Genomic DNA, 14,106 nt, shown 5'->3' on the forward strand with positions numbered 1-14,106 from the left:
ATCCGCCCTCGCGCAACGTTTTCCCGACGCGGTGTCGGAACGATCGGCCCGGCGCCACCCCGCTACCGGGCGGCGCGCTCCGCCAGCGCGGCCAGGCCGTCCGCCGCACCGGCCCAGCGCGCACCGATCCCGCGCACCGAGACCTCCCGTACGTCGTCCAGGACCTCCTCGTGGCCGACCGCGCGCGCGATCACCACGTGGAGCCGGTCGTCGGAGAGCTCCTCGACCTTGCCGTCGCCCCATTCGACGACGACCACGGACTCGGGCAGCGAGACGTCGAGGTCCAGGTCCTCCATCTCCTCCAGCCCGCCGCCGAGCCGGTACGCGTCCACGTGCACCAGGGCCGGCCCGTCGCCCAGCGGCGGGTGCACGCGGGCGATCACGAAGGTCGGGGAGGTGACGGCCCCGCGCACGCCGAGGCCCTCGCCGAGGCCGCGCGTCAGGGTGGTCTTGCCTGCGCCGAGCTCGCCCGTCAGCAGGACGAGGTCGCCGGGCCGCAGCAGGCCGGCGAGCCGACGGCCCAGCTCGCTCATGGAGTCGGGCGAGTCGACGGTGATCAGGGTCTCGGTGACGGCGCCTTCGGCCGTCACGGACGCGAAGGCCTCAGGAGCCGGGCTGCGCGGCGCTTCTCGCGGTACTTCTTCCATGCGCGCCAACGTTAGTCGCTCCGGAGCCCCCGGCGGATACGGCGCCGGACGCGTCCCCGGGCCCGTCCGCGGACAGCGCCTGCGGTACGGCGCCGGTGCGCGCCAGCAGCCCGGTCAGCAGTGCGGTCACCTCGTCCGGGCGCTCCAGCATCATGAGGTGCCCGGTGTCCTCCAGGACGACCAGTTCCGCGGCCGGCAGCACGTCCTTGATGGCGGCGCTGTGTTCGGGCGGGGTGATCATGTCGTGGTCCCCGGCTATGACGGTGACCGGGATGTCCGTGAACCGCTGGAGGGCGATGGACTTGTCGTGGACCTGGAAGGCCGGGTAGAACTCGGCGACCACGTCGATCGGTGTCGCCTCGATCAGCCGTTCGGCGAAGCGGGCGACGCCCGGGTCGACCTCCCTGGAGCCGAACGAGTACTGCTTGATCATGCCCGCGAAGAGGTCGGCGGTGGCCCGGCGGCCCCGTTCCACCAGCTCCACCTGTGACCCGAGCACCCTGAGCACCCCGGGGAGGAGACGGCGTACGGCGCCCATGCCGAGGGCCGGGAGCCCGTACGTGACCTCGTCCAGCCGGCCGCTGGAGGTGCCGACCAGGGCCACGCCCAGCACGCGTTCGCGCACCAGCTCCGGGAACTGCTCGGCCAGGGCCATGATGGTCATGCCGCCCATGGAGTGGCCGACCAGCACCAGCGGGCCCTCGGGGGTGGTGGCGTCGATCACCGCCTTGAGGTCGCGTCCGAGCAACTCGATGGTCACCGGTTCGCCGTCCGCCTGGGAGAGGCCGCGCATGCTGCGTCCGTGGCTGCGCTGGTCCCAGTAGACGGCGCGGACGGTTCCGCGCAGGGCGGCGCGCTGGAAGTGCCAGGAGTCCTGGCCGAGGCAGTAGCCGTGGCAGAAGACGACGGTCGCGGCGGGCGGCTTCTTGCGGCGCAGCCGTCCGCGCCGGCCCGGCTCCTCGGGCAGCTCGTCGACCTCGTAGTACAGCTCGGTGCCGTCCTCGGCGAGGCAGACGCCCTCCGCCCCGCGCAGGGAGCCGTAGTCCCCGGCGGCGTCGAGTGCGAGCCGCGCCTTCCTGCGGATGCCGCGCCCCACGGTGATCCGTTCGACCGCGACACCGGCGGCCGCGCCGGCGGCTATGACACCGATGGCCGCGCCGGCCCAGCCGGCCTTGCGCCAGTTCTCGCTCACGCGGTCGCCGTCCTCACTCAGCCGTACTTCGGTCGTACGCAGCCGCATTCAGCCGTTGCGGTACACCCTGGGCACTCTGCCCCCGATACGGGTGACGATCTCATACGCGATGGTGCCCGCTGCCCCGGCCCAGTCCTCGGCGGTCGGTTCTCCCAGGTCACCGGGCCCGAAGAGGACTGCCGGATCCCCGGCGCCGACGTCGGCGTCCTCGATGTCGACCACGAACTGGTCCATGGCCACCCGCCCGGCGACCCGGCGGACCGCGCCGCCGACGAGGACCGGGCCGCTCCCGGAGGCGTGGCGCGGGATGCCGTCCGCGTACCCCACGGGGATGAGGGCCAGCCGCGTCTCACGTTCCGTCACGTAGTGGTGGCCGTAGCTGACTCCGTGACCGGCGGGCACCGTCTTGACCAGCGCGACGGAGGCCTTGAGGGTCATCGCGGGGCGCAGGCCGAGCTGTTCGGGCGTGCCCAACTCGGGCGCGGGCGATACGCCGTAGACGGCGATGCCGCAGCGGACGAGGTCGAAGTGGCTCTCGGGGAGGGTGAGCGTGGCGGGCGAGTTGGCGATGTGCCGGACCTCGGGCTCGATGCCCTCCTTCTCGGCGTGGGCGAGCATCTCGCGGAAGGCCGTGAGCTGGAGGGCGATGGAGGGGTGGCCGGGCTCGTCGGCGCAGGCGAAGTGCGACCAGACGCCGGTGACGAGGACGGTCCCCTCGGCCTGCGCGGCGACGGCGGCGCCCACCAGTTCCGCCCAGTCCGCGGGCTGGCAGCCGGCCCGGCCGAGGCCGGTGTCGGCCTTGAGCTGCACGCGTGCGACCCGACCGGCCTCGCGGGCGGCGGCCCGTACCTCGTCCAGGGCCCACATCCCGCTGACGGACACGTCCAGATCGGCCTCGATGGCCTCCCGCCAGGGGCCGCCGGGCGTCCACAGCCAGCACATGATCCTGGACCGGATCCCGGCGGCGCGCAGTGCGAGCGCTTCCCCGGGGGTGGCGGTGCCCAGCCAGGTCGCCCCGGCGTCGAGGGCGGCGCGGGCGCAGGGGACGGCCCCGTGCCCGTAGGCGTCCGACTTGACGACGGCCATGAGCTCGGCCCGGGGCGCCCGCGCGCGCAAGGCGCGCACGTTGCTCCGCACGGCGGCTAGGTCGATCTCGGCGTACGCGCGCGTCGGTGTCTCGTTCATCGAGCACAGTCTCTCAGAACCCCCCGCCGCGCCCCGCGCCGTGCGGGTCGGGGCGCAGCGGGCGGCCCGGGGCCTGGGTGCGGGTCAGGGCGTGCGGACGTCGCGCCAGGCGGCCGGGAGGGCTTCGGCCACCTCGTGGGCGAGGAGCGGGGCCCCCGATGCCGCGCGTCGGGCCGCCAGGCCGTGGAGGTACGCCGCCACGGAAGCGGCGTCCGGGCCGGACAGGCCCGCCGCCAGCAGGGAGCCCGTCAGGCCCGAGAGCACGTCGCCGCTGCCGGCCGTGGCCAGCCACGGGGTCCCGGTCGGGTTGACCCGGACGGGGGCCGCGCCGTCGCAGACCAGGGTGGTCGAGCCTTTCAGCAGCACCGTCGCCCCGTACCGCTGCGCCAGTGCCCGTACGGAGGCCAGCCGGCCCGCCTCGACCTCCTCGCGCCGCACGCCCAGCAGCGCCGCGGCCTCGCCCGCGTGCGGGGTCAGCACCGTCGGCGCCGTCCGGGCCCGCAGCGCCCCCGGGTCCAGCCCGCGCAGCCCGTCGGCGTCGACCAGCACCGGCACCGGGTCCTCGAGGACCTCCGCGCCCCGCTCGTCCCCGAGCCCGGGTCCGATCACCCAGGCCTGCACCCGGCCCCGCCCGATCAGCGTCTCCGGGTACCTGGCCAGCACCGCCTCCCCGACCGCCGCCGGACCCACGTACCGCACCGCTCCGGCGCCGCCGCGCAGCGCCCCCGCGACGGCCAGCACCGCGGCCCCCGGGTACCGGGCCGACCCGGCGACGATGCCGACCACGCCCCGGCGGTACTTGTCGCTGGCCGCGCCCGGCTCCGGCAGCAGCTGCGCCACCTCGGCGTGTTGCAGCGCCTCCGCGTCCGGCGCCGGGAGGGTGAGCCCGATGTCCACCAGCCGTACCGCACCGGCCCGCGAGGCTCCCGGGTCGATCAGCAGCCCCGGCTTGTAGGCCCCGAAGGTCACCGTGACGTCGGCCCGGACCGCTGCCCCGGCCACCTCGCCCGTATCCGCGTCCACCCCGCTCGGCAGGTCCGCGGCGACCACCACCGCGCCCGGCGGGATCCGCTCCACCAGCGCGGCGGCCGCGGCCCGCAGGCCGCCGCGGCCGCCGATGCCGAGCAGTCCGTCCACCACCAGGTCCGCCCGCCCGGGCACCGCCGGCTCCACCCGGCCGCCCGCGCCCAGCAGGGCGGCCAGGCCGCCCCGGTGCATCCGCCCGGGGTCCATCGGCACGGCCGTCACCCCGGCGCCGCGCCGGGCCAGCCGCGCGCCCGCGTACAGGGCGTCGCCGCCGTTGTCCCCGGGGCCGACCAGCAGCACGATCCGCGCGCCGTACACCCTCCCCAGCAGCCCGGCGCACACGGCGGCCAGCCCGGCCGCCGCCCGCCGCATCAAGGTGCCCTCCGGCAGCCGCGCCATCAGCTCGCGCTCGGCGGCCCGTACGGTCTCCACGCTGTAAGCAGTACGCATGCCACCACCCTGCCCGAAAAGGCCGCCGGGACGACGGGGGCGGTCCCCGGCTGCCGGTCGCTGCCCGGCGGTCCGTCCCCCTCCGGCCCTCCCCCGGCGGTTCCTATCCCTCGGCGGTTCCTATCCCTCGGCGATGACCACGGCGGAGGCGACCCCCGCGTCGTGGCTCAGGGAGATGTGCCACGACTTCACGCCGAGCGCCGACGCCCGTGCCTCCACCGTCCCGGACACCCGCACGCGCGGCTGCCCGGTCCCCTCGACGTACACCTCGGCGTCGGTCCACAGCATCCCGCCGGGGGCGCCGAGCGCCTTGGCGAGTGCCTCCTTGGCCGCGAACCGGGCGGCGAGCGAGGCGATCCCGCGCCGCTCGCCGCTCGGCAGGGTCAACTCGGCGTCGACGAAGAGCCGTTGCGCGAGGTGCGGCGTCCGCTCCAGGGCGGCGCCGAACCGCTCGATCTCGGCAACGTCAATGCCCACACCGATAATCACAACACCATGCCCCTATTCGACCGTGACGGATTTGGCGAGGTTACGCGGCTGGTCCACCTCGTTCCCCCGCGCGGTCGCCAGCTCGCACGCGAACACCTGCAACGGCACCGCCGCCACCAGCGGCTGGAGCAGCGTGGGCGTCGCCGGGATGCGGATGAGGTGGTCCGCGTACGGCACCACCGCCTCGTCCCCCTCCTCCGCGATCACGATCGTACGAGCCCCGCGGGCCCGGATCTCCTGGATGTTCGACACGATCTTGTCGTGCAGCACCGAACGCCCGCGCGGCGACGGCACCACGACCACCACCGGCAGGTCCTCCTCGATCAGCGCGATCGGCCCGTGCTTGAGCTCGCCCGCCGCGAACCCCTCCGCGTGCATGTACGCCAGCTCCTTGAGCTTGAGCGCACCCTCCAGCGCCACCGGGTACCCGACGTGGCGTCCGAGGAACAGCACGGTGTTCTTGTCGGCGAGCGAGCGCGCCAGCGCCCGTACCGGCTCCATCGTCTCCAGCACCGTGTCCACGGCCGCGGCGATGTCCGACAGCTCCCGGATCACCGCGCGGATCTCGTCGCCCCACTTCGTACCCCGCACCTGCCCGAGGTACAGCGCGACCAGGTAGCAGGCCACCAGCTGCGTCAGGAACGCCTTGGTCGAGGCGACGGCCACCTCCGGACCGGCGTGCGTGTACAGCACGGCGTCCGATTCGCGGGGGATCGTCGACCCGTTCGTATTGCAGACGGCCAGCACCTTGGCGCCCTGCTCACGCGCGTGCCGCAGCGCCATGAGGGTGTCCATGGTCTCGCCCGACTGCGAGATCGCGATCACCAGCGTCCGCTGGTCCAGGATCGGATCGCGGTAGCGGAACTCGCTGGCCAGTTCCGTCTCGCACGGGATGCGGGTCCAGTGCTCGATGGCCAGCTTCGCGATCATGCCCGCGTGGTACGCCGTGCCGCACGCCACGATCACCACCTTGTCGACCTCGCGGAGCACCGAGGCGGGGATGCGCACCTCGTCCAGGGTCAGCAGGCCGCTCGCGTCGATCCTGCCCAGGAGGGTGTCGGCGACGGCCTTCGGCTGCTCGGCGATCTCCTTGAGCATGAAGTAGTCATATCCCCCCTTCTCGGCCGCCGAGGCGTCCCAGTCCACGTGGTACGCCCGCACCGTCGCGGCCGAACCGTCGAAGTTGGTCACCGTCACCCCCTCGCGGCGGAGCTCGACGACCTGGTCCTGCCCCAGCTCGATCGCGGACCGGGTGTGGGCGATGAACGCGGCCACGTCCGAGGCGAGGAAGTTCTCTCCCTCTCCCACGCCCACCACCAGGGGGGAGTTCCGGCGCGCCCCCACCACCACCTCCGGCGCGTCGGCGTGCACCGCGACCAGCGTGAACGCGCCCTCCAGCCGACGGCAGACCCGCCGCATGGCCTCCGCCAGGTCCCCGGACACGGCCTCGAACTGCTCGGCGAGCAGGTGCGCCACGACCTCGGTGTCCGTCTCGGACTCCAGCTTGTGGCCGCGCTCGGCGAGTTCGGCGCGCAGCTCGGCGAAGTTCTCGATGATCCCGTTGTGCACGACCGCCACGCGCCCCGAGTTGTCGAGGTGCGGGTGGGCGTTGACGTCGGTGGGCCCGCCGTGGGTCGCCCACCGGGTGTGCCCCAGGCCCGTGGACCCGGCCGGCAGGGGATGCCCGACCAGTTCCTTCTCCAGGTTGACCAGCTTGCCCGCCTTCTTGACGGCGTCCAGTCCGCCGTCCGCGAGCACGGCGACACCGGCCGAGTCGTAGCCGCGGTACTCCAGCCGCTTGAGTCCGGCGATGACCACATCGAGCGCCGACTGCGCTCCCACGTAACCCACAATTCCGCACATAGGCGGCAGGGTACGCCGGTGCCGGGCTCCTGCCCCGTACCTGAACCGGACGAAAACCCCGCCCCGGCGAATGTGCCGGAGCGGGGTTGACGCGTGACCGCGGGTCAGGCCCGTCAGCCGAGCTTCCTCACCTGCGCGTCCACGACGGCCTTCGGCTGCTCGGCCTCGTCGCTCACGCTCAGCGCGGTGAACGTCGCGAGGGTGTTGCCCTTGCGCAGGACCACCACCCGGGTCACGTTCCTGTCGCCGTCCCCCAGGTCCATCACGGTGCTGAAGGAGACCGTCTCGTCGCCTCCGGTGAGCGCGGTGTCCGAGGTGACGCTGTCGATGTCCGTCTTCTCCCCCGCCTGCGTCACCGAGAAGCCGCCCGCGCACGCCCGCACCCCGTCCTTGACGGCGGAGAAGGCCTCCTCGGCGCCCTTGCCGTCGTAGGACACCAGCGCGACCGACGTGGCCGTCACCTTGAGGCCGGCGCCTCCGGCCGCTTCCGGCGTCTGCGCCGCACCGGCGCCCCCGGCCGCCGGCCGCGCCTTCCCGCCGGCGACGACGCGGGCGACCCCGGTGGAGGCGCCGATCGGCTGCATCCCCTCGGCCTGGGCCAGCGGCTTGCAGGCGGCCGTGTCGGTCTCGATCGGGTCGTTCTGCGCCTCGTCGTCCGTCACCGGCTCCAGCTTGTGGTCGGGCAGGTCCGCCGGGGTGACCAGCAGCGTGCCCAGCTCGGCGGCCGTCTTCCCCTTGGGCCCCGCCGCGGACGCGCTCGAAGCCGCGGCCGACGGCTGCGCGCCGCTCCGGGGGCCGGCCTTGAAATCGGCCCCGGCGCCGCCGGGCCCGCCCGATCCGCAGGCGGTGGCCACCAGGGTCAAGGACACCGCCGAAGCGGTCAGGACAGCACGACGGACAAGCACGGTACGCAACGGAAATCTCCCCCGGAACAAAGAACGCACAGAGACAGCCCCGGTCGGCGTGCCCTCGGTCGGGGGCGCGCACCGGAGCTGCGGCGATCAGCAATGTACGGGTGGAAGGACGGTCGGACGATCGGGTTTTCACACAGCCTTGCCAATCGTGACCACCGCGAGACCGACACGACACTCCAATCGAGATCCGGCCACCCACGTCCCGCCCGGGCCCGCTCCCCACGTGACCGACCACACCACCCATAAGCGAGCGCGAGCCCCGACAATGGCTCTGTGATCACTTCGCCGCCACGAAGCACGCCGGGCCGCCCGACGGACCGCGCCGGCCACCGCCGGCCCGCCGAGGCCTCCCCCTACGTCGACCTCACCCGGGCCGAATGGAGCGCCCTGCGCGAGCGCACCCCCCTCCCGCTCACCGCCGACGAGGTCGAACGGCTCCGCGGCCTGGGCGACGTCATCGACCTCGACGAGGTCCGCGACGTCTACCTCCCCCTCTCCCGCCTGCTGAACCTCTACGTCGGCGCCACCAGCAACCTCCGCGGCACCCTCAACACCTTCCTCGGCGACGCCGGCAACGGCCACGGCGCCCAGCAGGGCACCCCCTTCGTCATAGGGGTCGCCGGTTCCGTCGCCGTCGGCAAGTCCACCGTCGCCCGTCTGCTCCAGGCCCTGCTCGCCCGCTGGCCCGAGCACCCGCGCGTCGAGCTCGTCACCACCGACGGCTTCCTGTACCCGATGAAGGAACTCCAGCGCCGCGGCCTGACCGCCCGCAAGGGTTTCCCCGAGTCCTACGACCGGCGCGCGCTCACCCGCTTCGTCGCCGACATCAAGGCGGGCAAGGACGAGGTCACGGCCCCGGTCTACTCCCACCTGATCTACGACATCGTCCCCGGCGAGCAGCTCGTCGTCCGCCGCCCGGACATCCTCATCGTCGAGGGGCTCAACGTCCTCCAGCCGGCCCTGCCCGGCAAGGACGGCCGGACCCGCGTGGGTCTCGCCGACTACTTCGACTTCAGCGTGTACGTGGACGCGCGCCCCGAGGACATCGAGCGCTGGTACCTCAACCGCTTCCGGAAGCTGCGCGAGACCGCGTTCCAGAATCCTTTCTCCTACTTCCGCAAGTACACACAGGTCTCCGAGGAGGAGGCCCTGGAGTACGCGCAGACGATGTGGCGGACCATCAACAAGCCCAACCTGATGGAGAACGTGGCCCCGACCCGCGGCCGCGCCACCCTCGTCGTGCGCAAGGGCCCGGACCACAAGGTGCAGAAGCTCAGCCTGCGCAAACTGTGAAAGCTACTGTTCGGGCATGCTGCACCTGCGGATGATCACCCCGCCCGACCGGACGCACGCCGTACTGCGCCTCATCGAGGACACGGTCGGCACCACCCACCTGGTGGTGCTGACCGGCGCGGCCCTCGCCCCCGCGGGTGACCTCGTCACCTGCGACGTCGCGCGCGAGGCGGGCGACGAGCTGCTGCACGCGCTGCGGGAGCTGGGCATCGACGAAGACGGCTCGATCACCGTCGAGAACATCGACCTGACCCTCTCCAAGAGCGCCGACCGGGCCGAGGAGGAGGCTCCCGGCGAGGGGGCCGACGCCGTGCTGTGGGAGCAGCTGAGCGAGGCGACGCACGAGGAGTCGACCCTCACGATCACCTACACCGCATTCATGATCATCGCGACGCTGATCGCCGCCTGCGGTGTGGTCCTGGACAACGCCGTCCTGATCGTGGGCGCGATGGCCGTCGGCCCGGAGTTCGGCCCGCTCGCCGGCGTGTGCACGGGCCTGGTCCGGCGGGCTCCGAAACCGGCCGCGCGCTCGCTGGTCGCCCTGCTGATCGGCTTCGCCGCCGCGATGGCGGCGACCACCCTGTTCAGCCTGGCCATGGACGCGCTGGGCCTGTTCGAGCAGTCGATGCTGGAGAACCCGCGCCCCAACACCAGCTTCATCTGGCAGCCGGACTCGTTCTCCTTCGTGGTGTCCCTGCTCGCCGGGGTGGCCGGGGTGCTGTCCCTGACGTCCGCCAAATCGGGCGCGCTGGTCGGCGTGGCGATCTCGGTGACCACCGTCCCTGCGGCCGCCAACGCCGCGGTGGCCCTCAGCTACGGCGACGTGGGCCAGATGTGGGGCTCGGCGGAGCAGCTGCTGGTGAACCTGGGCGGGATCATGCTGGCCGGCACCCTGACCCTGTACGCGCAGAAGCAGCTGTGGCGCAGCCGGCGCGGCCTCCGGCGCCGCAACCCGCCCGGAACGGCCTGAGCCCCGCCGCCCGCGAGGGGCGACGGGGCTCGGGAACGGCCGCTGCTAACCGAGCGCCGACTTCACGACGTCCGCGAGGCGTCCCGCGACCGCGCGGGCCTGCTCGATGTCGGCGGCCTCGACCATCACCCGTACGAGCGGCTCCGTACCGGAGGGACGGAGCAGCACCCGCCCGGTGGCGCCCAGCTCGCGCTCGGCCTCACCCACCGCGGCCGCCAGCTCACCGGAGGTCCCGACGCGGGACTTGTCCACATCGGGCACGTTGATCAGCACCTGCGGCAGCCGCTGCATCACGCCCGCCAGCTCCGCCAGGGACCGCCCGGTCGCCGCGACGCGGGCCGCCAGCAGCAGCCCGGTGAGCGTGCCGTCGCCGGTCGTGGCGTGGTCGAGGATGATCACGTGGCCGGACTGCTCGCCGCCGAGCGCGTAGCCGTGCTCCTTCATCGACTCCAGCACGTAGCGGTCGCCGACCCCGGTCTGGACGACCTGGATGCCCTCGGCCTCCATGGCCAGCTTGAACCCCAGGTTCGACATGACGGTGCCGACCACGGTGTTCTCGCGCAGCTGCCCCGCCTCGCGCATGGCCAGTGCCAGCACCGCGAGGATCTGGTCCCCGTCGACCTCCGCGCCCGAGGCGTCCACGGCCAGGCAGCGGTCGGCGTCGCCGTCGTGCGCGATGCCGAAGTCGGCGCCGTGCTCGACGACGGCCTGCTTGAGCAGACCGAGGTGGGTGGAGCCGCAGCCGTCGTTGATGTTCAGGCCGTCGGGCTCGGCGCCGATCGTGACGATCTCCGCGCCGGCCCGGGCGAAGGCCTCGGGGGAGACGTAGGCGGCCGCGCCGTGGGCCTCGTCCAGGACGACCTTGAGGCCTTCGAGGCGGTTGGGAAGGGCCCCGATGAGGTGCGCGACGTACTTCTCGAAGCCCTCGGTGTAGTCCGAGACCCGGCCGACGCCCGCGCCGGTGGGACGGTCCCAGGGGGCGCCGGTGCGGTGCTCGTCGTAGACGGACTCGATCCGGTCCTCCAGCTCGTCGGCGAGTTTGTGGCCGCCGCGCGCGAAGAACTTGATGCCGTTGTCGGGCATCGCGTTGTGGCTGGCGGAGAGCATCACGCCGAGGTCGGCGCCCAGCGCACCGGTGAGATACGCCACCGCCGGGGTGGGCAGCACACCGACGCGCAGGACGTCCACGCCCGCGCTCGCGAGGCCCGCGACGACCGCGGCCTCCAGGAACTCGCCGGAAGCTCGGGGGTCCCGGCCGACCACGGCGGTGGCCCGGTGACCGGCGAAAGTGCCCGCCTCGGCCAGTACGTGCGCGGCCGCCACGGAGAGACCGAGCGCGAGCTCGGCCGTCAGATCCGCGTTCGCGACGCCTCGTACACCGTCCGTCCCGAAGAGTCGTCCCACTGTTGTCCTCCCGAGTTCACGCTTCGCTTAGTGCCGCTGTGTGACAGGTATGTGCCGCTTGTGGCGGTAAACGAACCGCCCCGACAGCACAGAGAGTGCTGCCGGGGCGGTTTCGTTGCAGAACAGCAGGCGCAGATTAACGCTTGCTGTACTGCGGAGCCTTACGGGCCTTCTTGAGACCGGCCTTCTTGCGCTCGACCGCACGGTCGTCGCGGGAGAGGAAGCCGGCCTTCTTGAGCGCCGGGCGGTTGTTGTCGACGTCCGCCTCGTTCAGCGCACGGGCCACACCGAGGCGCAGGGCGCCGGCCTGGCCGGAGACGCCGCCACCCGAGATGCGGGCGATGACGTCGTAGCGGTTGTCCAGCTCGAGGAGCTTGAACGGCTCGTTGACTTCCTGCTGGTGCACCTTGTTGGGGAAGTAGTCCTCAAGGGTGCGACCGTTGATCTTCCACTTGCCGGTGCCCGGGACGATCCGGACGCGCGCGATGGCGTTCTTGCGACGGCCCAGGCCGGCGGCCGGCTGCGGGTCGCCGAAGCGGCCGGCGAGGGACTCGGAGGTGTAGTCACCCTCCGGCGCCTCGGACTCGAAAGTGGTAACAGCGTCGTACGTCTCGTCGCCCTCGATGGGGGTCTCGACGGTGGTCTCGGCCACGATTCTCCTCAGAATTCTCTACGTCTTAGGGGGTGGCCGGAACTACTGCGCGACCTGGGTGATCTCGAACGGCACCGGCTGCTGGGCAGCGTGGGGGTGCTGGTCGCCCGAGTAGACCTTCAGCTTCGAGAGCATCTGACGGCCCAGGGTGTTCTTGGGGAGCATGCCCTTGACGGCCTTCTCGACGGCCTTCTCCGGGTTGTTCGCCAGGAGGTCGTCGTAACGCACGGAACGCAGACCACCCGGGAAGCCGGAGTGGCGGTACGCCATCTTCTGGGACGCCTTGTTGCCGGACAGGTGAACCTTGTCGGCGTTGACGATGATGACGAAGTCGCCCATGTCCATGTGGGGCGCATAGGTCGGCTTGTGCTTGCCGCGCAGGAGGGCAGCGGCCTGGGTCGCCAGACGGCCGAGGACGACGTCCTGGGCGTCAATGACGAGCCACTGGCGCGAGATGTCGCCGGGCTTGGGGCTGTACGTACGCACGCGTATGCCTTCGCTTCTTCAGTGGTGGGTCATCCCATAGGGCACGAGCCCCGCGGGAAGGGTCCTGACAGGGTCACCACGGACGATCACGACAGCCGCTTGTCCACATCGGGGACGCAACCCGTGTGAACCGCTGGTCATCGGTCCGGTGGACCGGCGTAAGGCCCTTTCACGTGAGAATGAGAAAGCCAATACGCATAACAAACCAGCAGAGTACCCAAGAGGACCCGTACGGGTCAAAACGCGGTCCGCGATGCCGATGCAGCTGACGTCGCGGCGCACTCCGGTTCGGTCCTGGGTGGGGACCCCGCAGTTGTTACTGGACCCAGAATAACCCGACCGGAGCGCAGGGTACGACGCACCAGCAGAGCCGCCAGCCCGCACAGGGCCAGCATGTCCCGGAATGCCCGCCTCTTGTGGGCCAGCTCCGAGGGCCACGGGAACAGGGCCAGCTGGGGCGCCAGGGCCGCCCAGAACCAGGGCGAGCGGGCCGCCGAGCCCTCCCGCACCCCCGAAACGATCAGCAGCGGCAGCACCACCAGCAGGTAGTGGTCGAAGGACGGCCGCGACACCAGGAATGCGGCGAGCATCACCATGCAGGCCGTCTCCGCGAGGCGCAGTTCGTCGCCCCCCGGCGCGTCCGTCCGCCGCCAGCGCACCCACACCGCCCACAGCCCGCCCAGCGCCCCCGCCCCGGCCAGCACCACCGCGACCGGCTGCGGCACCCCCAGCCGCGGCAGCACCGCGATCGGCGAGGCGTCCCAGGGCAGCGCGTACGCGTCCTGCCCCTGGAAGAGGAACGGCAGCGTCTTGGTGAAGAACAGCGTCGGGCTCGGCATCATCAGCGCCCCCGCCAGCGACATCGCCACCGGCACCAGCACCGCCACGGCCAGCCCCCGCCACTGCCGGGCCAGTACGAACAGCAGCCCGACCGGCACGAGCATCGGCTTGCAGGCGATGGCCAGCCCCACCACCAGGCCCGCCCCGGCCCACCGCCGCCGGTGGGCGAGCAGCAGCGCCAGCGGCAGGGCGGCCGCCGAGATCGCCGTCCAGTTCCCGATCAGCACCAGGTTCACGTACGGCTTGTAGGCCAGCGCGAACAAGGCGAAACCCCCGACCGCCAAGCGGGAGCGCACCGGTACGGAGAACAGCCGCAGCGCAGCCCACCAGCCGGCGCCGATCAGCGCGGTCATGCCCAGCGGCAGGAGCCAGCGCAGCGCCCAGTGCGGCAGCAGCGCCTCCGGCACGGCCATGATCACGGCGCTGGGCAGGTACAGGAACCGCTTGTCCTCGTAGGGCGAGGCACCCGACAGCAGCGCGTCCGCGGCCTTGACCACGAACGCGTTGTCCGAGCCCCAGTTCTCACGCAGGCTCGTGGAGACGGCGATCGACAGCAGGATCACGAGGGACACCGCCTGCCAGGAGCGCGGCGCGGGCCGCAGCAGCCAGTCGACCCGCCGCCCGGCCGGAACCGGACGGGCCCACTTCATGAGCCAGATGCCAGACCGCAGCCCCACAACGCCTCCCTCGACCCC

The 14,106-nt window shown here is 72.5% G+C and carries 13 protein-coding genes; 2 read left to right on the plus strand and 11 right to left on the minus strand.

What is annotated here, in order from left to right; all coding sequences use genetic code 11:
* Nucleotides 1-62: 62 nt before the first annotated feature.
* The 7 genes from tsaE to OG861_RS12870 all read right to left on the minus strand — a co-directional run bounded on the left by tsaE (nt 63) and on the right by OG861_RS12870 (nt 7,766).
* On the minus strand, nt 63-647 hold the full coding sequence (tsaE, locus tag OG861_RS12840; protein WP_443056580.1) for a tRNA (adenosine(37)-N6)-threonylcarbamoyltransferase complex ATPase subunit type 1 TsaE: 585 nt from the start codon (nt 645-647) through the stop codon (nt 63-65).
* Complete coding sequence (locus OG861_RS12845) at nt 604-1,887, minus strand: alpha/beta fold hydrolase (RefSeq protein WP_329197535.1); 1,284 nt, start codon at nt 1,885-1,887, stop codon at nt 604-606. The genes tsaE and OG861_RS12845 overlap by 44 nt, the downstream gene beginning before the upstream one ends.
* Nucleotides 1,888-3,024, minus strand: a complete 1,137-nt coding sequence (gene alr / locus OG861_RS12850) for an alanine racemase (RefSeq protein ID WP_329197533.1) — start codon at nt 3,022-3,024, stop codon at nt 1,888-1,890. It abuts the gene before it with no gap.
* An 84-nt stretch (nt 3,025-3,108) separates the two neighbouring features.
* Nucleotides 3,109-4,500 carry an NAD(P)H-hydrate dehydratase gene (locus OG861_RS12855; protein WP_329197532.1) on the minus strand — a complete coding sequence of 464 codons (1,392 nt, stop codon included), beginning with the start codon at nt 4,498-4,500 and terminating at the stop codon, nt 3,109-3,111.
* Nucleotides 4,501-4,620: 120 nt separating this feature from the next.
* Nucleotides 4,621-4,989 carry a holo-ACP synthase gene (locus OG861_RS12860; RefSeq protein ID WP_329197530.1) on the minus strand — a complete coding sequence of 123 codons (369 nt, stop codon included), beginning with the start codon at nt 4,987-4,989 and terminating at the stop codon, nt 4,621-4,623.
* 12 nt (nt 4,990-5,001) lie between these two features.
* A complete protein-coding gene (gene glmS / locus OG861_RS12865) occupies nt 5,002-6,852 on the minus strand; it encodes a glutamine--fructose-6-phosphate transaminase (isomerizing) (protein ID WP_329197528.1) in 1,851 nt (616 codons plus the stop codon).
* Between the two features lie 113 nt (nt 6,853-6,965).
* The gene (locus OG861_RS12870; protein WP_329197526.1) at nt 6,966-7,766 is read right to left on the minus strand and encodes a hypothetical protein; all 801 of its coding nucleotides are present in this window, start codon (nt 7,764-7,766) and stop codon (nt 6,966-6,968) included.
* 273 nt (nt 7,767-8,039) lie between these two features.
* Here OG861_RS12870 and coaA point away from each other — a divergent pair, with 273 nt between their 5' ends.
* On the plus strand, nt 8,040-9,059 hold the full coding sequence (gene coaA, locus OG861_RS12875) for a type I pantothenate kinase (protein ID WP_329197524.1): 1,020 nt from the start codon (nt 8,040-8,042) through the stop codon (nt 9,057-9,059).
* A 16-nt stretch (nt 9,060-9,075) separates the two neighbouring features.
* Entirely contained in the window at nt 9,076-10,029 is a 954-nt protein-coding gene (locus OG861_RS12880) for a DUF389 domain-containing protein (protein ID WP_329197521.1), read from the plus strand.
* Between the two features lie 45 nt (nt 10,030-10,074).
* Here OG861_RS12880 and glmM read toward each other — a convergent pair whose 3' ends face one another.
* From glmM to OG861_RS12900, 4 genes are all read right to left on the minus strand, one after another.
* Nucleotides 10,075-11,433, minus strand: coding sequence for a phosphoglucosamine mutase (gene glmM, locus OG861_RS12885; RefSeq protein ID WP_329197519.1), 1,359 nt, complete (start codon nt 11,431-11,433; stop codon nt 10,075-10,077).
* A gap of 136 nt (nt 11,434-11,569) precedes the next feature.
* Complete coding sequence (gene rpsI / locus OG861_RS12890) at nt 11,570-12,085, minus strand: 30S ribosomal protein S9 (protein ID WP_190183008.1); 516 nt, start codon at nt 12,083-12,085, stop codon at nt 11,570-11,572.
* 42 nt (nt 12,086-12,127) lie between these two features.
* Complete coding sequence (rplM, locus tag OG861_RS12895) at nt 12,128-12,571, minus strand: 50S ribosomal protein L13 (RefSeq protein ID WP_329197517.1); 444 nt, start codon at nt 12,569-12,571, stop codon at nt 12,128-12,130.
* A gap of 236 nt (nt 12,572-12,807) precedes the next feature.
* On the minus strand, nt 12,808-14,061 hold the full coding sequence (locus OG861_RS12900; RefSeq protein ID WP_330261709.1) for a glycosyltransferase family 87 protein: 1,254 nt from the start codon (nt 14,059-14,061) through the stop codon (nt 12,808-12,810).
* Between the last annotated feature and the right edge of the window lie 45 nt (nt 14,062-14,106).

It is taken from the genome of Streptomyces sp. NBC_00539, from assembly GCF_036346105.1.
In the GTDB taxonomy this organism is placed as follows: Bacteria; Actinomycetota; Actinomycetes; order Streptomycetales; family Streptomycetaceae; genus Streptomyces.